At 69.1% G+C, this 23,691-nt stretch carries 21 protein-coding genes; 7 read left to right on the top strand and 14 right to left on the bottom strand.

Features of this window, described 5'->3' with window-relative positions:
- Positions 1-60: 60 nt before the first annotated feature.
- On the bottom strand, positions 61-225 hold the full coding sequence (locus tag KW83_RS20930; RefSeq protein ID WP_161785473.1) for a hypothetical protein: 165 nt from the start codon (positions 223-225) through the stop codon (positions 61-63).
- A 100-nt stretch (positions 226-325) separates the two neighbouring features.
- Here KW83_RS20930 and KW83_RS09165 point away from each other — a divergent pair, with 100 nt between their 5' ends.
- Positions 326-928 carry a PRC-barrel domain-containing protein gene (locus KW83_RS09165; RefSeq protein WP_036177665.1) on the top strand — a complete coding sequence of 201 codons (603 nt, stop codon included), beginning with the start codon at positions 326-328 and terminating at the stop codon, positions 926-928.
- 8 nt (positions 929-936) lie between these two features.
- Here the strand turns inward: KW83_RS09165 and KW83_RS09160 are convergent, their stop codons facing one another.
- The 6 genes from KW83_RS09160 to KW83_RS20550 are packed head-to-tail and all read right to left on the bottom strand — an operon-like array spanning position 937 to position 6,630.
- Positions 937-1,650, bottom strand: a complete 714-nt coding sequence (locus KW83_RS09160) for a gamma-glutamyl-gamma-aminobutyrate hydrolase family protein (RefSeq protein ID WP_036177662.1) — start codon at positions 1,648-1,650, stop codon at positions 937-939.
- Complete coding sequence (locus KW83_RS09155; protein ID WP_036177660.1) at positions 1,647-2,603, bottom strand: amidoligase family protein; 957 nt, start codon at positions 2,601-2,603, stop codon at positions 1,647-1,649. Before KW83_RS09155 ends, KW83_RS09160 begins: the two co-directional genes overlap by 4 nt.
- 34 nt (positions 2,604-2,637) lie before the next feature.
- Positions 2,638-4,191 carry a phospholipase D-like domain-containing protein gene (locus KW83_RS09150; protein ID WP_036177658.1) on the bottom strand — a complete coding sequence of 518 codons (1,554 nt, stop codon included), beginning with the start codon at positions 4,189-4,191 and terminating at the stop codon, positions 2,638-2,640.
- Positions 4,188-5,903, bottom strand: a complete 1,716-nt coding sequence (locus tag KW83_RS09145; RefSeq protein WP_051928396.1) for a sensor histidine kinase — start codon at positions 5,901-5,903, stop codon at positions 4,188-4,190. Before KW83_RS09145 ends, KW83_RS09150 begins: the two co-directional genes overlap by 4 nt.
- Positions 5,904-5,906: 3 nt before the next feature.
- Entirely contained in the window at positions 5,907-6,473 is a 567-nt protein-coding gene (locus tag KW83_RS09140; RefSeq protein ID WP_036177656.1) for an RNA polymerase sigma factor, read from the bottom strand.
- Positions 6,466-6,630: a NepR family anti-sigma factor gene (locus tag KW83_RS20550; protein WP_235191396.1), complete on the bottom strand. Its 165-nt coding sequence runs from the start codon at positions 6,628-6,630 to the stop codon at positions 6,466-6,468. Before KW83_RS20550 ends, KW83_RS09140 begins: the two co-directional genes overlap by 8 nt.
- Positions 6,631-6,741: 111 nt before the next feature.
- Between KW83_RS20550 and KW83_RS09130 the strand changes: the two genes are divergently transcribed.
- Positions 6,742-7,566, top strand: a complete 825-nt coding sequence (locus KW83_RS09130) for a response regulator (protein WP_036177652.1) — start codon at positions 6,742-6,744, stop codon at positions 7,564-7,566.
- Between the two features lie 303 nt (positions 7,567-7,869).
- On the opposite strand, the gene KW83_RS09125 is transcribed toward KW83_RS09130, so the two are convergent.
- The 4 genes from KW83_RS09125 to KW83_RS09110 form a co-directional block, all read right to left on the bottom strand.
- The gene (locus tag KW83_RS09125; protein ID WP_051928395.1) at positions 7,870-8,061 is read right to left on the bottom strand and encodes a DUF1328 family protein; all 192 of its coding nucleotides are present in this window, start codon (positions 8,059-8,061) and stop codon (positions 7,870-7,872) included.
- Positions 8,062-8,173: 112 nt separating this feature from the next.
- The gene (locus tag KW83_RS09120) at positions 8,174-12,943 is read right to left on the bottom strand and encodes a translocation/assembly module TamB domain-containing protein (RefSeq protein WP_036177650.1); all 4,770 of its coding nucleotides are present in this window, start codon (positions 12,941-12,943) and stop codon (positions 8,174-8,176) included.
- A gap of 9 nt (positions 12,944-12,952) precedes the next feature.
- Positions 12,953-14,737 carry an autotransporter assembly complex protein TamA gene (locus KW83_RS09115; protein ID WP_235191395.1) on the bottom strand — a complete coding sequence of 595 codons (1,785 nt, stop codon included), beginning with the start codon at positions 14,735-14,737 and terminating at the stop codon, positions 12,953-12,955.
- Between the two features lie 81 nt (positions 14,738-14,818).
- Entirely contained in the window at positions 14,819-15,685 is an 867-nt protein-coding gene (locus tag KW83_RS09110; RefSeq protein WP_081904535.1) for a formate/nitrite transporter family protein, read from the bottom strand.
- Between the two features lie 81 nt (positions 15,686-15,766).
- Here KW83_RS09110 and KW83_RS09105 point away from each other — a divergent pair, with 81 nt between their 5' ends.
- Entirely contained in the window at positions 15,767-16,024 is a 258-nt protein-coding gene (locus KW83_RS09105; RefSeq protein WP_036177646.1) for a DUF7218 family protein, read from the top strand.
- A gap of 3 nt (positions 16,025-16,027) precedes the next feature.
- Here the strand turns inward: KW83_RS09105 and KW83_RS09100 are convergent, their stop codons facing one another.
- The 3 genes from KW83_RS09100 to KW83_RS09090 are packed head-to-tail and all read right to left on the bottom strand — an operon-like array spanning position 16,028 to position 19,371.
- Complete coding sequence (locus KW83_RS09100) at positions 16,028-16,705, bottom strand: FAD-binding oxidoreductase (RefSeq protein WP_036177644.1); 678 nt, start codon at positions 16,703-16,705, stop codon at positions 16,028-16,030.
- Between the two features lie 54 nt (positions 16,706-16,759).
- The gene (crtB, locus tag KW83_RS09095) at positions 16,760-17,773 is read right to left on the bottom strand and encodes a 15-cis-phytoene synthase (protein WP_036177642.1); all 1,014 of its coding nucleotides are present in this window, start codon (positions 17,771-17,773) and stop codon (positions 16,760-16,762) included.
- Positions 17,770-19,371, bottom strand: a complete 1,602-nt coding sequence (locus KW83_RS09090; protein ID WP_036177640.1) for a phytoene desaturase — start codon at positions 19,369-19,371, stop codon at positions 17,770-17,772. The genes crtB and KW83_RS09090 overlap by 4 nt, the downstream gene beginning before the upstream one ends.
- Before the next feature lie 109 nt (positions 19,372-19,480).
- Here KW83_RS09090 and crtA point away from each other — a divergent pair, with 109 nt between their 5' ends.
- Genes crtA through bchO form a run of 4 tightly spaced genes read left to right on the top strand, consistent with a single transcriptional unit; the run spans position 19,481 to position 23,675 of the window.
- Complete coding sequence (gene crtA, locus KW83_RS09085) at positions 19,481-20,185, top strand: spheroidene monooxygenase (RefSeq protein ID WP_036177638.1); 705 nt, start codon at positions 19,481-19,483, stop codon at positions 20,183-20,185.
- Positions 20,182-21,207, top strand: coding sequence for a magnesium chelatase ATPase subunit I (gene bchI / locus KW83_RS09080; RefSeq protein WP_036177636.1), 1,026 nt, complete (start codon positions 20,182-20,184; stop codon positions 21,205-21,207). The genes crtA and bchI overlap by 4 nt, the downstream gene beginning before the upstream one ends.
- Positions 21,204-22,823 (top strand): VWA domain-containing protein, encoded by a 1,620-nt coding sequence (locus tag KW83_RS09075; RefSeq protein WP_036177634.1) that lies wholly within the window; start codon positions 21,204-21,206, stop codon positions 22,821-22,823. Before bchI ends, KW83_RS09075 begins: the two co-directional genes overlap by 4 nt.
- Positions 22,824-23,675 (top strand): alpha/beta fold hydrolase BchO, encoded by an 852-nt coding sequence (bchO, locus tag KW83_RS09070; RefSeq protein ID WP_036177632.1) that lies wholly within the window; start codon positions 22,824-22,826, stop codon positions 23,673-23,675.
- The last annotated feature ends 16 nt before the right edge of the window (positions 23,676-23,691 follow it).

Here is a 23,691-nt window from a genome sequence, read left to right as displayed (position 1 = left end):
CGTCACCGGCACAATGCAACGGCACGGCTTCGGTTCCGGTCCGGGCCGCCCGGTCGGGCGTCAGGGTGCCTTGCGGTGACTGTCCCCATCGGCGGCGAGCGACGAGTTCGGGATGTCGGCGCGCCTCTTGCGGCGTTCCGTCGCCTCCTTGGACCAGAGCGCCACGCACAGACCGGCCATGATCGTCATGAGGGCCAGCAACGGTATCAACCACGCGAAATCCATCGTCCGTCTCCAATTGCTTACCCTGCGGCAACGGCCGATCTTCGACATTCGTTCCGGAACCCAGCCCCACTGCGACGCTTTGGCCATGAAGGAGGCGAATATGACTCACAAGTTGACACATCTTCTGTCGCTCAAGGCCGCCGCGGGCGACGAGCGGTTGCCCGTCCGCGCTTTGTTCCATGACGCGCAGACGCGGAGGCTTGCCCGGGTCGCGCTGGATGCCGGCGGTTGGTTCGACCGCCGGGAGGTTCTGGTCGCCATCGACAGGTTCGGCCCCCCGTCGGAAGAGACCTGGCCGCTTTCCATGACCTCGGAAGAGATCGCCGACGCGCCGGAATGGCAGGGCGACCACGACCCTGCCCTGTCGCTGCCGCCACTCGTCATCGGTCCGCTGGGCTACACGTTCTCGCCGATGATGATGGCGGCCGGAATGTCGGTTTCCGCCGACCGGCAGATGCCCAAGGGCCCGGAAGGGGCCTCGGATCTCATGGCCGACGGCGGCGGCACGCTCGAAGGATTGGAGCGCAGCGGCGACTGGATCGGTAAGGAAGCATTCGCCGAGGACGGGTTTCTGGGTCGGGTCGAGGACGTAATTCTCGATCCGGATCTGACCTTGACGGAAGTGGTCCTGGAAGACGGCACCGAACTTGCCCTGACCCGCCTGCGCAACGCGCCCGAACAGGGGCATCTTGTGTTCGCCTGAAGGGGCGGTCAGGCGTGGGCGGCGCGGTCCACTTCCGGCAATTGCGCCCCATCCGCCCGACGGGCCGCCGCCGCCCGGACCAGAGCGCGAAAGATCGCCCTCTGGCGGCGGGCGTAGAACAAATGCTCCGGGTGCCATTGGACGCCCAACGCAAACGGCTCCTCCGTCCGCTCCACGGCCTGGATCATTCCGCCCGTGTCCCGCGCCGCAACCCTCAGTCCCCGCCCCAGCGTGGAGACTGCCTGGGAGTGGAGTGCGTTGACCTTCATCGGCTCGGTCCCCGAATAGTCGCCCAGGCGGGTCTCGGGCACGACTTCGATGGTTTTCCTGGGCAGGATCGTCCAGAACCGCTCGGACGTCTTGTAGGTCCCGTAGGCATCCTGATCCAGCCGCCCGCCCAGCGCCACGTTCAGCATCTGCGAGCCGCGGCAAATGCCCAGGACCGGCTTGCCCTGCTCCATCGCCTCTGCGACGAGCAGCTGTTCCATCGCATCCCGCTCCGCGTCCAGCCGGGACGAGCTGATGAGCCGCCCGCCGTAAAGATCCGGAGAGATGTCGTCCCCGCCGCCGATCACGATGCCGTCGACGTCCGACACGTCCGAAGGGCGGCCCGCGACCCAGCGCACGCCCTTTCCGCCGGCGAGCCACAGGTTGAACGCCACCAGCGGGAAGATCCGCCAGCCCGACCGCGCCGATGTCGTCACGCCGATCCGTGGCCTCATGGGAAAGTCCCTTCGTGGTCCAGAATCTCGGCCGAGGTTCCGGCCCATTGCCCCGGCACCGGGATCCGCCGCCGCCGGTAGTCGCGCCAGGCCGTGACCAGCCGCTGCATCAGGACGGGATCCGCGGCAACACGCTCTACCCAGCACCAGCGGTTCCATTCCAGCGCCACCGACCAGCCCTCCTGGTCGATCCGGCAGTCCGGCAGGCGGTAGTGCCAGGCGGGTCGCGCGCTCTTCGTCTTCATCGCGGGAACGGCGTCGACCACGCGCGCGGCGTCGATCTCTTTGAGGATCGGCAGAACGTCCAGGGCGTGGTTCCGGGTCGGCGCCGTCTCCAGATAGGCCGACATCAGCCGGGCCAGGGTCCAGGTCGTCTCGGGGTCGCACAGCCGGTCCAGCAGCACCGTGGGATAGGTGTCCACGAACGGCAGCAGCCGCCGCGACGGGTCCAGCCGCATCCGTGCGCGCATCCAGTCCTCGACCAGGGCAAAGGCGGTCAGGACCGGCTGGATCCCGTCCAGATCCAGCCCCGCCAGCGCCACATTGAGGTGAACGCCGAACCCCAGCGCGATCCCGTCCTGGGTGCCGGTCGCGCCCGCCGCCGCCAGACGCCGGCAAAGCGAGTCGATCCGGGGAATCTGCCCGGGCAGGATCGGCTGGGTGACGAACTCCACGGGAATGACCGCGCGGCCCAGATCCAGGCCGGCCCGGCCCACATCCCCCTGCACGCGGTCGCGCATGGCCGTGTCCAGCAGGACCTCGACCCGGCCAAGCTCACCGCCCGGCACCTCCCAGACATAGGCGCCGGTGCGCCGCGGCGCGCCGCCCAGCTCTTCCGCGACAAGTTCGGCCACGCGATCCTCGGGAAGGCCGCCGCATTCGACCTCGATCCCGACGCGGCGCGGCTCTCCGGCACGGTCGTTCGGCTCCGGCAGGACATCGAGGATGGTCATGGCGCGCAAACGTCCGCGTATCCGGATCGTTCCCTCACACCAGACCTTCGGGAACCGGCAGGTTCATCCCGAAGGCTTCTGCCCGCGTCACATCGTAGGGCAACAGATAGCTGGACCGGTTTTCTGGCTGGCGCACGGCGTCGAGTTCCGCGATTTCCCTGATCTGCCCGACCAGTGGGGCGTCGGGGTCCACGGGCGCGTCCGGGATCCAGTGGGCCAGCGACCGCTGCAGGACGGTGCGCGCGAATGCGGGATCGTCGCGGATCAGGCCCGCCTCCGTATCCCACTGCAGGGATCGGCTGTTGAGATTGGCGGAACTCACCAGCACCGATGTGCGGTCGAAGACCGACACCTTGGCGTGCACGTAGATCAACGGGGCGCCATGATGGACGGCGCGGTCGTTCTCGTCGCACAGCCCCGCGCGGGCGCTTCGGCGCTGGGCCGGGGAGGCGAAATAGACCCGGTCGCCGAAGGCGGCCATCAGCTTGCGGACGCATTCGGCCTGCAGGAACTCGCCGTAGCGCGCGTCTAGCTTGGTGCGCTTCTCGAAGGCGATGACCTCTGGCGCGGCCGGCAGGACGAACAGCACTTCCAGGTCCGGCACCTCCCCAGCGCGCCGGGCCAGCGCGTCGGCCAGTGCCCTGTCGCGGAAGAACTGCGTTTCGAAGTACAGGCAGGTCGTTGCGCGGGACACCCGGTCCATCGTGTGGTCGGCGATCGATGTCCGCACGATCTCCGGCGCCATGGAAACCCGGTTCTTTTTCCAGCGCGACAGGGTGCGGCAGAAGCCGTGGCCGTCCGCGCTGATTTCGCCCCGTCCGGCCACGGCGTCGAGCATCGTGTCCAGATGCGCCTCCGCATGGCCGGCGGCCTTGCCGGTGACCAGGATCTGCACGTCGTGCCAGGTCTCTTCGGCCGCGCGATGGTGGACCTTGGTATCGTAGCGCCGCGGGTTCAGGTCGAGTCCGCCGATATAGAGAACGTGCCCGTCGATGACGGCCAGCTTCTGGTGGTGCGACACCGTATGCAGCGGCGGCGGGCTGGGGCTGTGGGTCTCGATCCGGCCCTCGTCGTCGAGCCGGAGCCAGGCGTGAGTGCCCGGCAGATCCGTAAAGCAGGTCCGCCGCTCCTCCGGGGGGCGGTCGTTCAACCAGTCGCGGACGTCGTGAAGCTCCTGCCAGACCTTCGGCCAGAGCGCCACCTGCGCCACGGCGCCGGCCTCCGCGGGGTGCATGGCCGGGATCACCGAAAGCCGCGCATCGGGGCCGGCGGCCTCTCGCAGGGCCGCGAACTTGCGCATGCTGGACCACGTGAGCTGATGCATGTCCGGCGCAACGATAGGGTCGAAATCCGACAGGATCAGGTCCAGCCGCACCCCCTTGCCCAGGACATGGACCAGCAGATCGAACCAGTCGTCGCCGACCTTCCGGCCCGCCTCGGAGCGCAGCTTCGTCGCCGGGTCGAAGACGCGGAACCCGCCGACGATGCGGCTCTTCGCGTCCAGCACGGCCTCTTCGAAGGCGGGCCATGCCTCTTCTGCGGTGAGAAGATAGCGGACCGTATCTAGGGGCTCTGGCCGGTCTGTCATTGCTCTTCGGCGAACTGGCTGGGCCGGAACGCGGCCTCGACGGTGAACTGCCCGTCGTCCTCGGCGATCGTCGCATCGGCATCGAGCTGGAGCGCGAAGGCCTGGATCAGCTGCGTGCCCAGCCCGGTGGAAAAACGCGACCCGTCGCCCAGGGGTGTCCCCAGGGAGTTCGCGACATAAAGGCGAACCGTCCCGTCGGGCTGGGTGCGGAGCGTCAGTTCGATCCAGGCCGGACCGTCCTCGGGCTTGCCGACGTATTTCAGCGCGTTGGTCACCGTCTCGGTGATCAGAAGCGACAGCGGCACAGCCTGGTCGGGATAGAGCGCGACCTCATCCACATCGACGCGCAGATCCACGGCGCGCGCTTCCGCATCGGCGCTCCGTACGGATTGCGCCACCAGTTCATGGATCAGCTTGCTGGAGTTCACCCGGCTGAGCACGGTGGCCTGATAGAGATTGCGGTGGATCGTCGCCAGCCCCAGCACACGGTCCTGCAACCGCCGCAGGACGAATTTCGTCTCGCCCTCCTCGGCCTTGCGAAGCTGCATGTTCATCATCGACGCGATAAGCTGGAGATTGTTCTTCACCCGGTGGTGGACCTCCTTCAGCAGGACGTCCTTTTCGTGCAGGTTGTTCTCCAGATCCGCCTCGTCGCGGACGATCCGCTCGGTCATCTGGTGGAACGCCTCGATCACCTCTCGCAGGTCGGACGGCGTGTCGGGTCCGTATTGCGGCGCCATGATCCGGCGGTTGGCTGTGAACGCGCGGATCCTCAGCCGCAGATAGCGGATATGGCGTACGACCAGACGGTGGACCGCGAAATAGGCCACTCCGATAGACACCAGCCACATCAGCAGCGGGAACAGGATCGCGCTTGCCGCGGTCAGCCCGGAGGTACGCGTCGCGTTCGGCGGCCAGACCGCCAAGGCATATATCTCTCCCGGCACCAGCGGGGCTACGGTATAGATCCGCTTGCGGCCGCTTTTGGACCGGGCCGTCATGGTCATCGGCCCAGCCGCCGCGAAGGCGGACAAGGGCTGGTCGGCCGGCAATTCCGCCGCCAGCGCGTCACCCTCATCCGGGGCCCAGAGCAAGCGCCCGGCAGCGGTGAAGGTCAGCGACAGGATCGGGGACAGGCCCAGACTCTCGTCCATCGGCAGGCTCAGCGACCTGTGCGGCACCGACAGTGCAACGTAGCCTGCCAATTCGCCGCGGATCAGGACCGGTTCCGTCACGACAAGCACGTTGCGGCCGCTGACCTGTCCGAACACCGCAGAGATGTCGGGGCGCGGATCGGCCCGGAAGTCCTGGAATACCTTCGATCCGCTGACATCGGCACCGGCCCCGTCCGAGCCGCAAACGACCCGTCCCTCTCGGTTCACGAACCCGGCGAACGTCAGAGTGTCGGATGCCTCGACGAAATCCGACATGTAGTCCGAGCACAGCCCGGGCGTGTCCAGAAGGCTGGGAATCAGCTTGGAGGCCACCTGGCTTCCACCCCGCACGCGCAGCAGCGTCTCGCGCTCGACCGTCGCCGCGCTCAGAGTGGCGCCGGTGAGCGCGGCCTGGGCATTGCGGTCGGCCTCCGAGATGACGCGGTAGGTCTGGACCATGGCGATCAGGCCGATGGGCAGCAGGGCCAGCCCCAAGAGCGCCACAAGACGCACGTCCAGCCGGTCGAGCCCGTCTATCCCGCGTCCCGCAGTCAGCATGGCCTACCCCTGACGCGATTGGCTCGACGTCATCACCGAATCGTTGGTCGTGTCGCCGATCACCGGATCTTCATGCGGGTCGAGACCCATGAGTTCGGCCAGGCGCCGGCGCCCGCGGTTCGCTCGGCTCTTGATCGTGCCGACCGCGACGCCGCACATCTCCGCCGCCTCCTCATAGGCAAAGCCGGAGGCGCCGACCAGCATCAGCGCCTCGCGCTGTTCGTCGGGTAGCTGCTCGAACGCCTTGCGGAAGTCGTTGAGCGCCAGCCGCCCGTCGTGCGCGGGCTTTTCCGACAGGGACGCGGCCATCGCCCCGTCCACATCCGCGACTTCCCGCTTGGCCTTGCGCCGGATCGAATAGAAGGCGTTGCGCTGAATGGTGAACAGCCAGGCGCGCAGGTTGGTGCCCGGCTGGAACTTGTCCATGTTCTTCCACGCCTTCTCGATGGTGTCCTGCACCAGATCGTCCGCCGCGGCCGAGTTCCGCGTCAGCGACATCGCGAAAGCGCGCAGCGCGCCGAGATGCTCGACCAGTTCGTCTCGCGGATCGCGATGCGCGACCTCAGTCATTCCGGGCGTCCCTGTCTTTCTCGTTTTCCTTTTCCTTCAACTGCTGGAGCAATTGCTGGAAACGGTCCGGAACGTCATCCTCCTGCTCGTAGACTTTCCGCAGGTTCTCGTTGAATTGCTGCATGAAGCTCGATGTCTTTTTCTTGTCTTTCGACATAAGGATGGGTGCCACTTGTGGTGTGAAGAATATATCGGCCCGAGACGGGAACAAACGCCGCATGGTCCTGTTTGTTCCCCAGTGAATTCAGTTTCAGGAGCCGCCCTCCGTATGTCCTTCAAAGCCGAGCAGATCGACCTCTCCGACATCATCGGTGACGAACTCCCTTTCCTGCGCCGTTATGCCCGTGCCCTGACCGGGTCGCAACGGACCGGGGACAACTATGCCGCCGCCACGCTGGAGGCCATCCTGCAGGAGCCGGCGATCTTCGAGCGCTCGCTCGACCCCAAGGTCGCGCTGTTTCGGGCATTCCACATGATCTGGTCCACCGCCGGGGCGCCCACAGCCGATACCGAAGATCCCGTGAACCGGATGGAGAGCCGCGCACTGGACCACATGTCGGGGCTGACGAACAACACCAGAGAGGCGCTGCTTCTGTCCACCATCGAAGGGTTCGATCACGAAGAAATCGGCCGGGTGATGGATCTGGCCCCGGAAGAGGCGTCCAGCCTGGTAGACATCGCCATCGCAGAGATGGAGAAATCCATGACCGGCAAGGTGATGATCATCGAGGACGAGGCGATCATCGCCATGGACATCCACTCCATCGTCTCGGAAATGGGCCACAGTGTCACGGGTATCGCCCGCACTCGCGATGCTGCTGTCGATCTTGGGGCCAAGGACCGGCCCGATCTCATTCTGGCGGACATCCAGCTGGCCGACAACTCCAGCGGCATCGACGCGGTGAACGATATTCTGGCACAGTTCGGGGATCTGCCGGTGATCTTCATCACCGCTTTCCCGGAGCGGCTCCTGACCGGCGACAAGCCGGAACCGGCCTTTCTGATCGCCAAGCCCTATTCCGAAGAGCAGGTCCGCTCCGCCGTCAGCCAGGCGATGTTTTTCTCGTCTACGGAGCCGCTCAAGGCCGGCTGAGACCTGCGCGAAGCTGGCGGCCGCGGGGGGGGGATCATCGGCGGACCGTCAGCGGAGCTTGCGGGATCCGCTTGACAGTCAGGTGGCGCATTTCCCTCCACCGAACGGCCCGCCGGCTCTCTCTACTGCGGAACCGTCGTGCACAGAGGTTCTTGCGCCTCACACAGCGCCGGGACGGGAAGTCTTCTGACAGAGAATGTCATACCACCATCGAACCGGTCCGGTCCCTCATCTCCGACCATCGGCTGCGGCGATCGTTGCGTCCTTGGGTTGGAGGGTTCGCCTCGTCAAACCCCTCGCGGATCACTCCGCGTCGGTAAACCGCCCGGCCTCGTGGTCGCGCGCAAGCTTCACAGCGAAGAGGACGACCGACAGCGCGAAAAAGACAAAGAACACGATCTGGAACACACCCGCGGCCGCACTCGCGGAGCCGCCGAACCCGAACAGGCCGGCGACCAGGGCAATCGCAAAGGAAATGAATGACCAGAAGATCATGGCTGCTCTCTCGTTCTACCGCCCCCTTGACCGACCAATACACGGGGCCGCGGTTTGGTTTCCTGAGAGTCAGCCTAATCCTGTTCAATCAAGAAAACGTGTCTTTTGTCTCTCAGTAGTCGCGCTCGAAAAAAATTCCCAGCGTCGTCTCTCCGGTATTGGCCGCGCCGCCGCGCACCGTGATCGAATCCGTCACGTCGAGGTTCAGGTTGATCTGCGCCTCCCCGGCCGAGTCGATCTCCACATTCGTATAGACGTTTTCCGAGACATACTTGCCCGCCCGCAGGCCGACATTGCCGGCCGCGTCCGTGGTCACGTCCAGGTCGTCCAGCCCGGTGCTCTGGCGCAGCCGCGACACGATCCCGTCGCCGCCCCGACCCGCCAGCGTCGCCACGGCAGACGCCAGCTGCGCCGCCTGCAGCGGAGAGATGTTCTCGATCGACTTGCCGAACAGCAGCCGCGCCAGAACCTCATCCTCCGGCAGTTGCGGTTCCGACCGGAAGGCGATGTTCGGCTCGGTCGCCTGGCCCTCGACCACGATCAGCACCGTAACGTCGCCGGCGTCGGTCCGGGCGACCAGCCGCAGCCTGGGGTCGAAATCGCCCTGCAGCGTCACGCTGCCTTCCTCCAGGACCAGCCGCTTGCCCAGGATGTTGATGCGGCCGCGGATCAGGTCGAACTGCCCGGACGGGATCACGTTCGCCGTGGTTCCGCCAAGGGCAAGCTGCCCGCCCAGCTCCGCATCCACACCGCGGCCGCGCACGAAGATGCGGTTTTCCGCCCGGATCGTCAGATCCAGCGGGAACGCCACGCCGCCGCCGCCGCCCCCGCCGCCGCCGGAACCCGGCGTCTCGACCAGGCCGGCACGCTCGCGCGTCAGGCGCACGTCCGAAGGTTCGTTCTCATGCACCAGCCCGTCCGGAATCGGCCCGGTCACGCCCAGCCCGGTGGACGGGATCCGCAGTTCCGTCTCACCCAGGCGCAGGTCGCCGCCGATGGTCGCCCCCCCCGTCAGCGGGCCCGCCACGGTCACGGTGCCATTGATCCGCGTGCGGTAGAGACGCGGATCCTCGAAGACCAGCCGCGCCAGCTCAAGGCGCAGATCGGCGTCATAGCCGGGGTTCAGCGACACCGGACCGGTCAGGCGCAGCGACCCGCCGTCCTGCTTGTTCGCCGACAGGTCGATCTGCGCCTGGCTGCCCTGCAGCCGCGCGGTGCCCTGGATGTCGTTCAGGACCAGCGGCACCCCCGGATCGACCAGCCGCCCGCCGGATACCGTCACCGTCCCGGTGACGGAGGTCGGCGCCAGCGGCCCGTCCAGCGCCAGATCGAACCGGGCATCGCCCGACAGGGCGCGCGGCGTGATGAACGTGTTGGCCAGCCGCAGCGGCGCGTTGCCGGTCACGTTCAGGTTCGCCCGGTCGAAGGTCTCGGCCACCTCGCCGGAGACGCGGGCGGTGATCCCCTGCGGACCGGTCAGCGCCACGTCCAGCGTCACGTTGCCGCCCGATTGCCCGGCGCGGCCCTCTGCGGTGAGCGGGCCGTTCAGCCCCGGCGCGAACTGGCCCAGATCGGCCAGCCGCGCGTCGAAGGTCAGGTCGCTCGCCCCGCCCAGGATCTGGCCGTCCGCCGTGGCGTCCAGCCCCGGCGAATCGAGCCGCAGCCGCTGGACCCGGATCGGCGCCTCCGCCCCGTCGCGCGACAGGGCCGCCGTCAGGGTGGTCTGGCCGCCCGACAGGATGCCGTCCGCCTGGGCGATGCCCGTGCGCAGCCCGTCCGCCTGCACGTCCGCCGTCAGATCGAAGGCCGAGCCGTCCACGGTCGCGCTTCCGGAAGCGTCCACCGTTACCGAACCGGACAGCGGCCGGTTGGCAAGAGTGCGGAACCGCGACAGGTCGGACGCCCGCACCGAGGCTTCGCCGTCGAAGCGCGGGGTCGCCTCCAGGTCCGACACCTGCCCCAGCACCTCGACCGCGGCACCCGCGCCGCTGCCGTCGAGCGACACCTGCCACGCGCCGCCGGTCTCTTCGGCAAAGAGCGTAACCTCGCCCCGCCCCGACATTTCCGGGACCACGGCGGCAAGGTCGGGCATCACGATCTTCGCCTCCACCGCCCCGTCGCCGGTGCCGTAGCGCACGTTGCCGTCCACGCCGATCTGCGGGTTGGTCAGGGACAGGCGCGGCACCAGCAGCCGGCCACCGTCCTTCGACGCCTGGATGTCCAGGTCCGTGACGCCGGCCAGAAGGCGGTCCAGCTCGGGCTGGCCCAGGGCCAGGTCGGTGGTCTGGCCGGTGATCCCGGCTTCCGCCCGGCTCAGGTCGGTGCGCAGCCGCCCGTCCACGGACAGGTCGAACGACCCGCCCAGATCGCGGTCCGCGATGGCCGAAAAGACCGACAGATCGGCGGCCTGCACATTGGCCGTTCCCGCCACCAGCGGCGCCTCCGCGTCCAGTTCCGTCACCGTCGCGTCGGCCGCGATCTGTGCGCCAGCGCCGTCGCCGTTCAGATTGACGGTCCAGCCCTCCGCCGTCTCCTGCGCGTCCAGCACGATCTCGGCCGGGCCGCTCATCGCGTCCACGATCCGCGACAGCTCCGCCAGCGAGATCCGCGCCTGGACGTCGCTCTGGCCGGAGGCGATCAGCGCCTCTCCGGTGGCCGTGATCTGCGGGTTCGCGATCCGCAGCCGCGGCACCCGGATCTGCGGACCCTCCCGCGCCACCTCTGCCTCTATGTCGGTCGTGCCGGCCAGCAGGCGATCCACCTCCTCCTGGGCGATCCACACATCGGTCATCGTCCCCGAAAGCGTCGCGGTCGCATCGCGCAGGTTCAGCCGCGTCTGACCGTCGGTCGACAGATCCACCGACCCGCCCAGGTCGCGCCCGGCAAAGACGGTGAAGTTCGACAGATCCGCCGCCGCGACCTCCAGGTCGAACCGCGCCAGCGGGCTTTCGGCATCCAGCTCCGCGATCGTGGCGTTGCCGATGATCCGCGCGTCGGCGCCAGAGGCGTCCAGATCGACGGTCCACACGTCCTGCGGCCGGGCGGCGCTGAAGGCCAGCGTCGCCGGACCCTCCAGGTCGGGGTCGATCCGGCCCAGATCGTCGATCCGCACATCCGCCTGCGCCGTCCCCCCGTCAGAGGTCAGATCCGCCGTCGCGGTCACATCCAGCGCGTCGCTGGTCAGCGCCAGTTCGCGCACCGTCAGGCCGCTTTCGTCCCGCGCGGCGTCCACCGACAGCGCCGTTGTGCCCGCCAGCAGCGGATCGACCTGCGCGATGCCCACGCCCAGCTCCTGCCCGCGGCCCTCCAGCGTCACGTCGAAAGCCCCCGACAGCGCCTGCGCGGACAGGTCCAGATCGGCGGACGCGCCGCCGGTCAGCGTCTGCCCCGCAAGCGCGGAGAACACCGACAGATCCTCTGCATCCAGCCGCGCGGTCAGCGCAAGCGGCACGTTGTCGCCGTCGGGATCGACCTGCCCGTTCCCCTCCAGGCGGAACCCGGCGCCAGCCAGCCGCAGCAGGTCCATGACAATGGGATCGCCGGCCCTGTAGCCCAGTTCGATCCGCCCGTCGATGCTGTCGCCCAGCGCCGCGCCCAGCCCGCCGTCGTCCAGCGACAGGCCCTCCACCCCGAAGTCGAACCCGGCCGCGACCGCCAGCGTGTCGCCGCTGCCGGCGATGGTGCCGCCGCCGTCGAGCGCGACCCGGCCGGCGGCCACGCCCGGCCGGTCCAGACCCTCGACCGCCACACGCCCGGTCCAGTCCTCGCCCTGGCTCGCGTCGAAGGCCACGTCCAGATCGACGCGGTCCACCCGGACCTCGCCGCCGACGGGCAGCAGCACCGGCCCGTCCGCGCTGGCGATCTCGCCGGTCACGTCGATGAGGTCGGGCACGCCGTCGGCCCCGACCGACACCTGCCCCTGCAACTGCAACGACTGCGCCGACAGATCCAGCTCGCTCAGGCGGAAGCCGCCACCCTGCAACTGCGCCCCGGTGGCGCGCAGCTGCACGTTGTCTCCGAAGAACGGGCGGTAGGTCGGTAGGAACAACGCCGTCACGTCGCCCCCCAGATCGACCACGAATCCCTGCGTGCCGTCCACTTCGCGCAGCGCCACCGTTCCGGCCAGCCGCGGCTCGCCATCGGTGGTCAGCTCTATGCTGGTGTCGAACTCGGACAGCGGCCCCGATCCGTCGATGGTGGCGCTCAGCGCGGGACGGCCCGGCAGGTCGATCAGGCTGGCGATGATGCCGTCGGGGCCCTCGTCCACGCTCACGTCGATCTGCAACTCCCGAGAGCCGCTGTCGAAGCTGCCGGCGATGCGGAACGTGCCGGTCTCCGCGTCCAGACGTTCGGCGGTGATGTCCACCGCGCCGCTGCCGTCCGCCAGGCTGGCCGATCCGTCCAAGCTCAGTTCGGCGGCCTCGCCGATCACCGGCTGGCCCAGTTCGATCCGCTGCGCGGAGATCCGGCCGATCTCGATCGCGACCGGCAGATCGGGCAGGGAGAACGGCTGCGCCTCCGGGGTCGGCGCGTTGGTCTTGGCCTGGCCCCGGGGACGGCGCGGCATCACGATTTCCTCTGCCGTCAGCTCCTGCACGTCAAGGCGGCCGCGCAGCAGCGCCCGGCGGTTCCAGTCCAGGACCGCGCCGTTCACCGTCAGCCACGGGCCGTCGGCATCGGAAATCTCGATCTGCGCGATCGTCGCCCGGCTCGACAACGCACCTTCGAACCCGCGCACCCGGACCTGCGTCCCCTCGGTGGACAGCCGGTCCTCGATCAGGTTCTCCAGGAACCCGCCGCCATCGTCGGCCGTGTCCTGGGCCATGACCGGGATGGCGCCCAGACCGGCCGCCAGGACTGCAATCCGCATGAGGTTCCGCATGTTCACTCCTCAGAATGCCTGGCCGATGCCGATATAGACCTCGACACCGCTGCCCCCGCCCGAAACCGGCGCGGCCACGTCCAGCCGGATCGGTCCGATCGGCGTCAGGTAGCGCAGGCCCAGACCCGCACCCGCGTGGCTGTCGCTGTCGGCCGACGGGAAGCTGTCCCGCCCGACGATGCCGTAGTCGTAGAACGCCACTGCGCCGATATTGTCGGTGATCCCGGCACGCAATTCGCCCGACAGCCCGACAAAGGAGCCGCCGCCCGACTCGATGCCGCCCGGAAGGGTCACGTCCAGGCTCTGATAGGCCTGCCCGCGCACGGTGCCGCCGCCGCCCGAATAGAAGCGGTAGTCGTTGGGCACGCTCAGCAGGTCGGCGCCGACGATCGACCCGCCCTGGACCCGCCCGGCGACCGTAAAGCGGTCCTCGGCGCCGAAGCTGAGATAGGTCCGCGCGTCGTAGGTCAGCCGCGCGCCGTCGCCGGTCTGCGGGTTCAGCCCGTAGAACGGCGTGGCGGTGAGGTCCAGGAACAGCCCGGACTTGGCGTCGAGCGGCTCCTCGCGCGTGTCGTAGGTGGCCGCCAAGGGTGCCGTCAGCAGGCTGTAGTCGGTCCGTCCGGTGGCGTCGTCCACCCGCGAGAACCGGTAGGCCAGCCCGTATTCCAGCTCCAGGTCGTCGTTGACGTAACGCAGGATCCCCGCGCCGACGGTACCGGTGTCGGAGGTGAAGTCGGGTTCGTTCAGCCGCTCCAGCCGCGCCTCGACAAAGGCGGTGTTCTCGGGCGAGAAGGTCGCCGGACGCTCGAACCGCGTGCCCAGGCTGTAGTCGGTGCCGCCCTGCCCGCCCAGGCCGGAGACCGCCGCATCGACGCGGAACCGCTCGGCCCCGCCCAGCAGGTTGCGGTGCAGCCAGTAGCCGGTGAGGGTGGCGCCATCGACGCTGGAAATCTCCGCCCCGAAGCCGATCCGCCGGGGTGGAAAGGCGACCAGGTCGGCCTCTACGTCCATGGTGTCGCCGGGACCCAGCCGGTCGGATTCGACCAGCGCCACGGATGAGAACACCTGCGTCCGCCGCAACCTCCGCTCGACGCTGTCCAGCTCGTCGGGGTCGAAGACCTCTCCGGATGGAAAGCCCGCGATGGCGCGCAGGCGCTCCGGCCGGACGGTCAACTCGCCGGTCAGGATCAGATCGCCAAAGGTGACGCGCGGACCCGGCGCCACCCCGATGGCAGAGGCGATGCGGTTGTCGCCGTGCTGGGCCACCACATCCTGCGACGCGATGTCGGCCTTGGCGTAGCCGACGGCGCGCCAGGCGTCGATGGACACCCCGGCCGCGTCGCGGATCACGCCGGACCGCGCATCCTCGCCCACGGCATAGCCGTCCGGCAGCGTGGTTTCGGGCGCCAGCGGCCCGATGTCGGCGCGGGAAAAGCGGTAGACCGGTCCGGGCTGGACGGTGATGCTGATCGTCCCGATCCGCCCCAGCTGCGCCAGCGGAGAGATCGCGTCCGCCTCGCGCCCGTCCACCTTGATGGAGATCACGCCGCCGTAGCGGCCCTCGGCATAGAGAGCGCCCACCAGCCGGCCGTAATCGGCGCGCGCCGCCGCCAGGAGTTCCGCGGGATCGGTGACCTCCTCGGCCTCTGCCTGGGCGACCAGCGACGCGTTCCTGAGGCTCTGCTCAAGATCGTCGTTGCCCTGCACCGTGAACACCAGCCGTTCCAGCGCCGGCGCGGGACCGGCCAGAACCAGCGTCACCGCCCCCACGGCGGCCAATCGCAAACTCTTCACATTCCGCCCCCTGCCACCCGACAGGCGCATGATAGTCCCCGCGAAACCCCGAGGCTACCCGTTCCGCATCACATAATGGTCTCAGTTCTCCACCTCGGCGGCCACCTGCGCCCAGGTGATCAGCGTGAACACCGCCGTGCCGCCCACCACGTTGCCCAGAAGCACCGGAAAGAAGAACGCCACCGACTCCATGAATGAGATGTTGCCGGTCACGGCCAGATAGGCCATCTCGACCGATCCGGCGATGATATGGGTGAACCCTCCCGCGGCGATCAGCCAGGTGAAGGTCACGATGATGAAGAACGGGTTGTGCGGCACCGTGGGCAGCATCCACACGATCGCGGCCACGATGACCCCCGCGGGAACCGCCTTGGCAAAGCCTTCCAGCGGCGGATAGAGCACGGCATCCTCGGAGATCGACTTGACTGCCCCCAGGATATTGTCCCCGAACGCGCCGGAGTGGGCGATGAAGGTCGCCGCGATGAACGCCCCCACCACATTGGCCAGCAGCACGATCGTCCAGAGCCGGGTGGTCAGATAGACATATTCCCGGCACGGCTTGGAGATCAGCGGCAGCACGGTGGTGATCGTGTTCTCGGTGAACAGCTGCATCCGCCCCTTGATGACCAGCAGGAACCCCAGCGTGTAGCCGAAGCTCTCGACCAGCGGGCGCCACGGCTGGTCCGGTAGATGGGCGCGGAACACCGCCTCTCCAAGGACGGAGAATGCCATCAGGATGCCGGCGGCCAGGCCGGAGAACACCAGCGACGTCTTGGGGCGCACCATCTCGTCGGCGCCGTCGCGGCGTATGACCTCGTAGATGAGCCTGGCCGACAGGCGCGACGCCTCTCCGACCTGCTGCTCGTCCTCGTGGTCTATATCGTCCTGGCCCTTGTCCTTGTTCTGGAGTTCCATGGCGCGAACGCGCTCTTCGGTGCTGTCGACCATGGCGATTCCCTGCTGTTGTACCAACGGGGAACGAACCAGGCGGCCCGCGGGTTCCGAAAGCGCCAAAGGACGGAGGCCGGCATGGGCAAGACACCCTCGATCAAGGATCCCGACACCTACGACGCCCTGCGCGAAAAGGGCATGTCCAAGGAAAAGGCCGCGCGGATCGCCAACGCGCAGGCCAGCGACGACATGAACCCGTCCGAAAAGGGCGGCGCGCAACCGCCCTATGAGGACTGGACCCGGGACGAGCTCTACGCGCGGGCGCAGGAGATCGGCATCGACGGCCGGTCCGACATGACCAAGGACGAACTCATCTCGGCCCTGCGCGACCGCTGACGCCTACCAGCCGTTCTCGGTCACGATGCGGTCCTCTGCCACGCCGATGGATTTCAGCGCGTCGCGGATGTCGTCGACCATCTGCCGCGGGCCGCAGATGTAGAAAGGCTGGTCGAGATCGTCGAGGTGACGCTTCAGGAACCCCTCATCCACCTTGCCGGTCTCCACGGCGGCATCGTCCTGATCGGTGACGGTAAAGACGCAGCGCAGACCGTCCATCGCCTCCCATTCCTCGCGCAGGATGATGTCCTTTTCGGTCTTGTTGGAAAAGATCAGCGTGCATCCGTCCAGCGTCCCGTCCTTCGCGCGGCGGCGCAGGATCGGGATGTAGGGCGTCACCCCGGCCCCCCCGGCGATGAACACGCCCGCGCCGTGGTCGGTGATCGCGCCGTCGGGCTCGTCCGCGATGACCTGCGCGCCCGGTTCCAGGCCGGGGATCTTCTTGGTCACCCCGTCGTGGTCCGGATAGGACTTGATGACGAACTCCACCCGGTCGTCCTCCTCGGGCTGGGAGGTCATGGTGAAGGGGCGGTCCTCGTCCCGCCAGCCGTCGCGGTCCAATGCCCAATGGGTGCATTGCCCGGACTCGAAGGTGAAGCCCTTTGGCCGGTCGAACACCAGCCGGTAGACGTCATGGGTCACCGGCGATTTCTCTTTCAGGGTCATCGTGTAGGTCGTCATCGCGTGCCTCCTTGGGGGTATCGCGGAAAACACCGGCGTCCCGGGGCTTGTTCCTCAGATCCCGGCGCCCGCGCGATCGTGCCGCTCCAGCTGCGCGAAGACCTCCACCAGCCCGTGGCCCCAGGCGTGCGACGGCGGCGCGTCGCGCCGTGCCGCATCCACCAGGAACGCCGTCTCGGCCAGGGGCGGGGCGTAGATCACCGCCGACCGCGGCATGGCGACGCTCGCCCCCGTCCGCGCCACCGACAGGCCCAGCAGCGCCGCCTTGCGCGCCCGCCCGGTGCGCGCCCTGGGGCCGACGCTGTCCCAGCGGTTGCGCCGCACCGCCCCGCCGATGGCGGCATAGATGTGGCGCGCCGCATAGATGCCGGGCCGGGCCGACAGCGGCAGCGCGGCGATCCCGGACTCCGACCGCAGATAGAGCCGCTCGGCCTGCCCGATCAGGCGGCGCACCATGGCGCGCACGGCCGGATCGGCGGCGGGGGCGGACAGGAACCGCTCCGGCTCGATCCCCGCCTCGGCCAGCCAGTCGCCGGGCAGGTACAGCCGGCGCGCCCGCGCATCCTCGCCCACGTCGCGGGCGATGTTGGTCAGCTGCATCGCCACGCCCAGATCGCAGGCCCGCGCCAGCGCGTGGGAATCGCGCACCCCCATCAGCACGCACATCATCGCCCCCACGGCGGATGCGACCCGCGCCGAATAGCCGTAAAGCTCCGACAGGGTGTCGTAGCGCCGGCCCAGCGCGTCCCAGGCCAGCCCTTCCAGCAGTGCGTCGGGCAGCGGGCGCGGCATGTCGTGATCGGCGATGACGGCGGCAAAGGCCCGGTCGGCGGGCCGCGGCTCGGGCATCTGGCGATAGACGAGATCCAGCCGGTCGCGCAGCCGCAGCACGGCCTCGCGCTTGTCGCGCCCTTCGTCCACGGCGTCGTCGGCCAGCCGGCAGAAGGCGTAGAGCGCCAGGGCCGGGTCGCGGACCCGCCGGGGCAGCACGCGGGACGCGGCGTGGAACGACAGCGATCCGTGGCGGATCGCCTCCCGGCAGTGCGCCATGTCGCGCGGGTCGATCATTCCGCCGCAAGCTTTCCGGCACGGACCATCGGGCGGGCGGCGTCGGGGACCAGCTTGCCCAGCACCTCGGCCGAGGAGATGACGCCGGGCAGCCCCGCGCCGGGATGGGTGCCGGCGCCCACCAGATAGAGTCCCGCGACCTCCTCGCTGATGTTGTGGGGCCGGAACCAGGCCGATTGCAGGATCCGCGGCTCGATGGAGAATCCGCTGCCGTGGGGGCTGAGGTAGCGGTCGCGGAAATCGGCGGGGGTCAGCTCGTGGCTGGGGCCCAGCCGCGCGCGAAAGCCGGGGATCATCGTGTCGAGCTGCGCGGCCACCTTCTCGCGGTAGCGCGGCGCCTCCTCTGCCCAGTCCACCGGGTCGGCATGGCCCAGGTGCGGCACGGGCGACAGCGCGTAGAACGTGTCGTCCCCCTCCGGCGCGGCGGAGGGGTCGGTGACCGTCGGGCGATGGAGATAGAGGCTCATGTCGTCGGACAGCCGCCCGTTCACGAAGATGTCCCTGACCAGCCCCTCATACCGCGGGCCGTTGAGGATCGTGTGGTGGCCGACGTCCGGCCACATTTCCCGCGTGCCCCTGGTGCCGAAATACCAGACGTAGAGCCCCATCGACCACCGCCGCGCGTCGAGCTTGCGCTTGGTCCAGCGCTTCCTGCCGGGCAGCAGCCGCGTGTAGGTATGGCCCGCATCGGCGTTCGACACCACGATGTCGGCGGGGATCGTCTCACCCGCCGCGGTCTCCACCCCGACGGCGCGGGCGCCGTTGCGAACTCTTACGGAACTCATACGTTTTTCCGACGCGGTTCCGACCGTGCCGGACGGGCCGTTTGCGGTGACGATCCGCTCGACCTCGGTGCCGAACCGGACCTCTCCGCCCTGGTCGCGGATCACCCGCACCATGGCGTCGGCAATGGCCGCGACCCCGCCCATGGCATAGTGGACCCCGAACGCCTTCTCCAGATGGCTGACCAGGATATACATGGAGGTGACGTGGAACGGGTCGCCGCCGATGAACAGCGGATGGAACGAGAACGCCATCCTCAGCCGCGGATCCCGGAACCGCCTGCCGGCATGGGCGGCCACGGAGGCATCCGCCCTGAGCCTTGCAAACGTTGGCAAAACCCGGATGAGATCGGCCAGCTTGTGCATCGGCCGCCGGCCCAGATCCTCGAACCCGAAGCCGTAGCGGGCCGCGCTGTCACGCAGGAACCGCTCATACCCGCTGGCATCCCCGGGCGACAGCCGCGCCACCTCGGCCCGCATGGCGTCCGTGTCCTGGCGGGCGGTGAAGGTCGATCCGTCCGGCCAGCGGATCTCGTAGAACGGGTCCAGCGGCCGCAGGTCCACGTCGGCATCGAAGTCGCGCCCGCAGGCGGCCCACAACTCCCTGAACAGCTGCGGCACCGTCACGATGGTCGGCCCCAGATCGAACCTGTGCCCCTCCATGTGAACCGCCGATCCGCGCCCGCCGGCACTGTCCAGCTTGTCCAGCACGGTGACGCGGTAGCCCTTCGCGCCCAGCCTCATCGCCGCCGCGAGACCGCCAAGCCCCGCGCCGACTACCACTGCTCTGCTCTCCGACGCGGCAAGGTCTGTCATGGGCTGACCGTAGCAGTGTCAATCCAGCCTGACAATCTGCTCCGACCCCCTTTCCGGACCGCGGGAAGGCTGTCACACTGGCCGGAAAGATCTTCGTGGAGGGTGCGCCATCCAGACCGTCACGCTCAGCCTGTTCCGGTTTGGTCCGGCGCTCGACCGACTGTGGGTGCTGGGTCAGATGGGCCGCGCCCGCCTGGACTTCCGCGCCATGCCCGACTGCACGTTCTGGAAGCTGTGCGGGTCGGGCAGCGGACAGGGCTTCACACCGCGCCCCAATACCGCGGTCTGGGCCATCCTGGCCTGCTGGCCCGATGCCGACACCGCCCGGCACCGCGTCGCCGACTCACCGGTCTATCGACGTTGGTCCGCCCGGGCGCAGGAAGCGTGGACGCTGTTCCTGGCTCCCATATCGGCGCGGGGCCGCTGGGCGGGCCAGGCCCCGTTCCGCCCCGGACGCGATGCGCGCGGTCCGGTCGCCGCCCTCACCCGTGCGACGATCCGTCCGCGGCATCTGGCCAGGTTCTGGGCCGCCGAACCCGGCATCTCGGCCCGGATCGGCGCCGATCCGGCCGTCGCCTTCAAGATCGGCATCGGCGAACTTCCGTGGCTCCATCAGGTGACCTTTTCCGTCTGGCCCGACGCCGCCAGCATGGCCCGTTTCGCCCGGCGGGACGGCCCCCATGCCGCCGCCATCCGCGCGGTGCGCGATGGCGACTGGTTCGCGGAAGAACTCTACGCCCGCTTTCGAGTCGTCTCAGAGGCCGGTTCCTGGCGCGGCGCCTCACCTATTCTCTTCCCCCGAGAGGCCGCATGAGACACAGCTTCCCCTTCGCCGCGATCGTCGGACAGGACGACATGAAACGCGCGATGGTCCTGACGGCCGTCGACCCGGGCATCGGCGGCGTGCTGGTCATGGGCGACCGGGGCACCGGGAAATCCACCGCCGTCCGGGCGCTGGCCGCGCTGCTGCCGCCGATCCGCGCCGTCGTCGGCTGTCCGGTCAACGCGGCCCGGCGGCGCGACGTGCCCGACTGGGCACAGCACGCCGAAGACCGCGTCCGGTCGATTCCCACACCCGTGGTGGACCTTCCCCTGGGTGCGACGGAAGATCGCGTGACAGGCGCGCTCGACATCGAACGCGCGCTGGTGGACGGCGAAAAAGCGTTCCAGCCGGGGCTGCTGGCACGGGCCAACCGGGGCTATCTCTATATCGACGAGGTCAACCTTCTGGAGGATCACATCGTCGATCTGCTGCTCGACGTGGCCCAGTCGGGTGAGAACGTGGTCGAGCGCGAAGGCCTGTCGATCCGCCATGCCGCCCGGTTCGTCCTGGTCGGATCCGGCAATCCCGAAGAGGGAGAGTTGCGGCCGCAACTTCTGGACCGGTTCGGGCTGATGGTCGATGTGACTTCGCCCCGCGACGTGGACACCCGGGTCGAGGTCATCCGCCGCCGCGCCGCCTATGAGGCCGATCCGGCAGGCTTCCTGCGGATCTGGAAGGCAGAGCAGGACGGGCTGCGTACCTCGATCCTGGCGGCACGCAAGGCCCTGCCGCAGGTCGCGACTCCCTCCGATACGCTGCGCGACTGCGCCGGACTCTGCATCGCGCTCGGCTCCGACGGGCTGCGTGGAGAGTTGACGTTGCTCAGGACCGCCCGGGCGCTTGCCGCGATGGACGGCGCCTCTGCGGTTGCCCGGTCCCACCTGCGAGAGGTCGCGCCCATGGCACTGCAACACCGTCTACGCCGCGATCCCATGGACGAATCTGGCTCTGCCACGCGGATCCTGCGCACCATGGATGAGGTGTTCGGCCCGCTTCCGGCCGCCGCGGAATGAGCGTCGCCTGGCAGCGCGCCATCCGTGCCGCCGATGCGCTCTGCGTTGCCGGGGGTGCCCTCGGCGGACTGTGGATCCGGTCGCGGCCCGGTCCGGCGCGGGACCGGCTTCTGTCGCGGCTCGCGCCGCTGGCACCGCAGAAGATCGGGCCGGCCACGGGCGACGACGCCCTTTTCGGCGGCGCGGACCTGATCGGCTCCATCTCCGCGGGCCGTATACTGCGGCAAGAAGGGATCCTGTCCCGGGCGACGGCGCTGCACCTGGCCATGGCGGAGCGGTGCCCCCCGGCCCTTGCCGCGCGCCTGGCCCAGTCGCTGGACGCGGATGGCCCCGCGATCCTGCTCTGCGACGAGTCCGCCGAGCCCGACGAGATGCCGCCCGCGTCCCTGTGCGAGCGGGTCGGGATGTTCGTCCCGCTGGAAGGCATCGGCCTGTCCGACCTCGACGCACCCGCGATCCAGGATCTTGCCCGCGCCCGCCAGATCTTCCCCCACGTCTCGGTCCCGGAGGATCTGAGGGACGCGGTGATTGCCGGGGCCGCCCGGCTTGGCATTTCGACCCTGCGCGCGCCGCTCTTTGCCCTGGCCGCAGCCCGCGCCTCGGCGGCGCTGGACGGGCGCGACCGCGTGGTGGCGGAGGACGTCTCCCTTGCCGCAGCGCTTTGCCTGGCGCACCGGGCGGTTCCACCCCCGGAGGACACGGCCGACCCACCGCCGCCGCCCGATCCCGGGCGTGAGGACTCCGCTCCCGGTCAGCGGATGGCCGGCGACATCATCGTGGACCCCGCCCGCATGGCATTGCCGCCCGGCCTTCTGACCGGCCTTGCCGTTGCCCGCCAGCGCGCCGACTCCGTGTCGGGCGGCGCCGGACAGGCCCGGCAATCGACCCTGCGCGGCCGTCCGCTCGTCTCCCGTCCGGGCCGGCCGGACCGCGGGCGGATCGACGCGATCGCGACGCTCCGGGCCGCGGCGCCGTGGCAGACCGTCCGCCGCCGTCTCCGACCGGGCGACGCGCGCCGGATCCTCATCGCGCCCTCAGATCTGCATGTCCGCCGCTACGAGGAGCGCTCCGAGCGGCTGGTGGTGTTCGTCGTCGATGCCTCTGGCTCTGCTGCGGCGAACCGCCTGGCCGACGCCAAGGGCGCCGTCGAGACGCTGCTCCAGCGCGCCTACGCCGCCCGTGACAGGGTGGCGCTGGTGGCCTTCCGCGGCGACGCGGCAGAGGTCGTCTTGCCGCCGACCCGGTCCCTCGTCATGGCCAAACGCCGCCTCACCGGCCTTCCTGGCGGCGGCGGCACCCCCTTGGCGGCCGGTCTCGACGCAGGTCTGGATCTGGCGATAAGGGCCCGGCGGGCGGGAAGCGGCGCGACGCTTGTCCTGCTCACCGACGGGCGGGCCAATATTGCCCGCGACACCACGGCGAACCGGGCCCGCGCCATGGCGGATGCCGAAGGCGTCGCCGCCCGGGTGAGGGCCGAGCGCATCCCATGCCTTGTGGTCGATTGCGGCACGCGGCCCGGCGCCGTGCTGAAGGATCTCGCCGCGACGCTTGGCGCCGGCTACCTTGCCCTGCCCCGCGTCGGAAGCGACGCCCTGAACGCCGCCGTCAGCGCCTAGATGCCGGCGCGGATCCCCGACGACTGGCCGAACCGCGCGCGGTCACGCCTGGTCGACAGCCGACCGCACCGATGGCATGTGCAGATCGGCGGGTCGGGTCCGCAGATTCTGCTCCTGCACGGCACGGGATCGGCCACCCACACATGGCGGGATGTCTTTCCGCTGCTCGCACGGCGCGCCCGGGTCGTTGCGCCCGATCTGCCCGGCCATGGCTTCACGCAAATGGGCACCCGGCAGCGGTCCGCGCTTCCCGCGATGGCGCAGGATCTGGCAGAGCTCTGCGCGTCGCTGGATGTTCGACCGGACCTGATCGTCGGCCATTCCGCGGGGGCCGCGCTCGCGATCCGCATGTCGCTGGCGATCGATCCACCCGTCCCGGTCGTCGGAATAAACGCGGCGCTGACGCCGTTCGAGGGTCCGGCGGCATGGCTCTTTCCGATCATGGCGCGCACCCTCGCTGCGGTGCCGCTCGTTCCCTTCGCGCTGTCGGGCCTCATGGGCGCGACCGGAGCTGCAGGTCCGCTCATCAAGGCGACGGGCTCGCGGATCGATGCCTCGGGTCTGCGGCACTACAGTTCCCTCATTTCACGGCCGAGCCATGTGGAAGGCGCAATCGCGATGATGTCTCAGTGGTCCGCCGAACCCGTCTGGCAAGAGCTGGAAACCTTTCCGGCGCCTCTGACGCTTCTCACCGGCGCCGATGACGCGACGGTTCCTGCGGATGTGTCAGTTCGTGCCGCAGCCCGCGCGCCGCACGGCACGGCAATTTCGCTCGGTGCCTTCGGTCACCTGATCCAGGAGGAGGCGCCCGAAATCGTCTCCGGGGCGATCATCACGGCCTTGTCGGCATAGGGGTCGCGTGCAAAGG

This window comes from Palleronia rufa (assembly GCF_000743715.1).
In the GTDB taxonomy this organism is placed as follows: Bacteria; Pseudomonadota; Alphaproteobacteria; order Rhodobacterales; family Rhodobacteraceae; genus Palleronia; species Palleronia rufa.
This window is presented reverse-complemented; position numbering and strand designations above follow the sequence as displayed.

Coding starts and splice junctions, on each gene's coding strand:
- KW83_RS09145 (WP_051928396.1), bottom strand. CDS start 5,903: ATGCTGACTGCGGGACGCGGGATAGACGGGCTCGACCGGCTGGACGTG.
- bchO (WP_036177632.1), top strand. CDS start 22,824: ATGCCGGCGCGGATCCCCGACGACTGGCCGAACCGCGCGCGGTCACGC.
- crtB (WP_036177642.1), bottom strand. CDS start 17,773: ATGATCGACCCGCGCGACATGGCGCACTGCCGGGAGGCGATCCGCCAC.
- KW83_RS09105 (WP_036177646.1), top strand. CDS start 15,767: ATGGGCAAGACACCCTCGATCAAGGATCCCGACACCTACGACGCCCTG.
- KW83_RS09140 (WP_036177656.1), bottom strand. CDS start 6,473: ATGACTGAGGTCGCGCATCGCGATCCGCGAGACGAACTGGTCGAGCAT.
- KW83_RS09120 (WP_036177650.1), bottom strand. CDS start 12,943: ATGCGGAACCTCATGCGGATTGCAGTCCTGGCGGCCGGTCTGGGCGCC.
- KW83_RS09075 (WP_036177634.1), top strand. CDS start 21,204: ATGAGCGTCGCCTGGCAGCGCGCCATCCGTGCCGCCGATGCGCTCTGC.
- KW83_RS20550 (WP_235191396.1), bottom strand. CDS start 6,630: ATGTCGAAAGACAAGAAAAAGACATCGAGCTTCATGCAGCAATTCAAC.
- KW83_RS09165 (WP_036177665.1), top strand. CDS start 326: ATGACTCACAAGTTGACACATCTTCTGTCGCTCAAGGCCGCCGCGGGC.
- KW83_RS09155 (WP_036177660.1), bottom strand. CDS start 2,603: ATGACCATCCTCGATGTCCTGCCGGAGCCGAACGACCGTGCCGGAGAG.
- KW83_RS09090 (WP_036177640.1), bottom strand. CDS start 19,371: ATGACAGACCTTGCCGCGTCGGAGAGCAGAGCAGTGGTAGTCGGCGCG.
- KW83_RS09125 (WP_051928395.1), bottom strand. CDS start 8,061: ATGATCTTCTGGTCATTCATTTCCTTTGCGATTGCCCTGGTCGCCGGC.
- bchI (WP_036177636.1), top strand. CDS start 20,182: ATGAGACACAGCTTCCCCTTCGCCGCGATCGTCGGACAGGACGACATG.
- KW83_RS20930 (WP_161785473.1), bottom strand. CDS start 225: ATGGATTTCGCGTGGTTGATACCGTTGCTGGCCCTCATGACGATCATG.
- KW83_RS09110 (WP_081904535.1), bottom strand. CDS start 15,685: ATGGTCGACAGCACCGAAGAGCGCGTTCGCGCCATGGAACTCCAGAAC.
- KW83_RS09160 (WP_036177662.1), bottom strand. CDS start 1,650: ATGAGGCCACGGATCGGCGTGACGACATCGGCGCGGTCGGGCTGGCGG.
- KW83_RS09130 (WP_036177652.1), top strand. CDS start 6,742: ATGTCCTTCAAAGCCGAGCAGATCGACCTCTCCGACATCATCGGTGAC.
- KW83_RS09100 (WP_036177644.1), bottom strand. CDS start 16,705: ATGACGACCTACACGATGACCCTGAAAGAGAAATCGCCGGTGACCCAT.
- KW83_RS09150 (WP_036177658.1), bottom strand. CDS start 4,191: ATGACAGACCGGCCAGAGCCCCTAGATACGGTCCGCTATCTTCTCACC.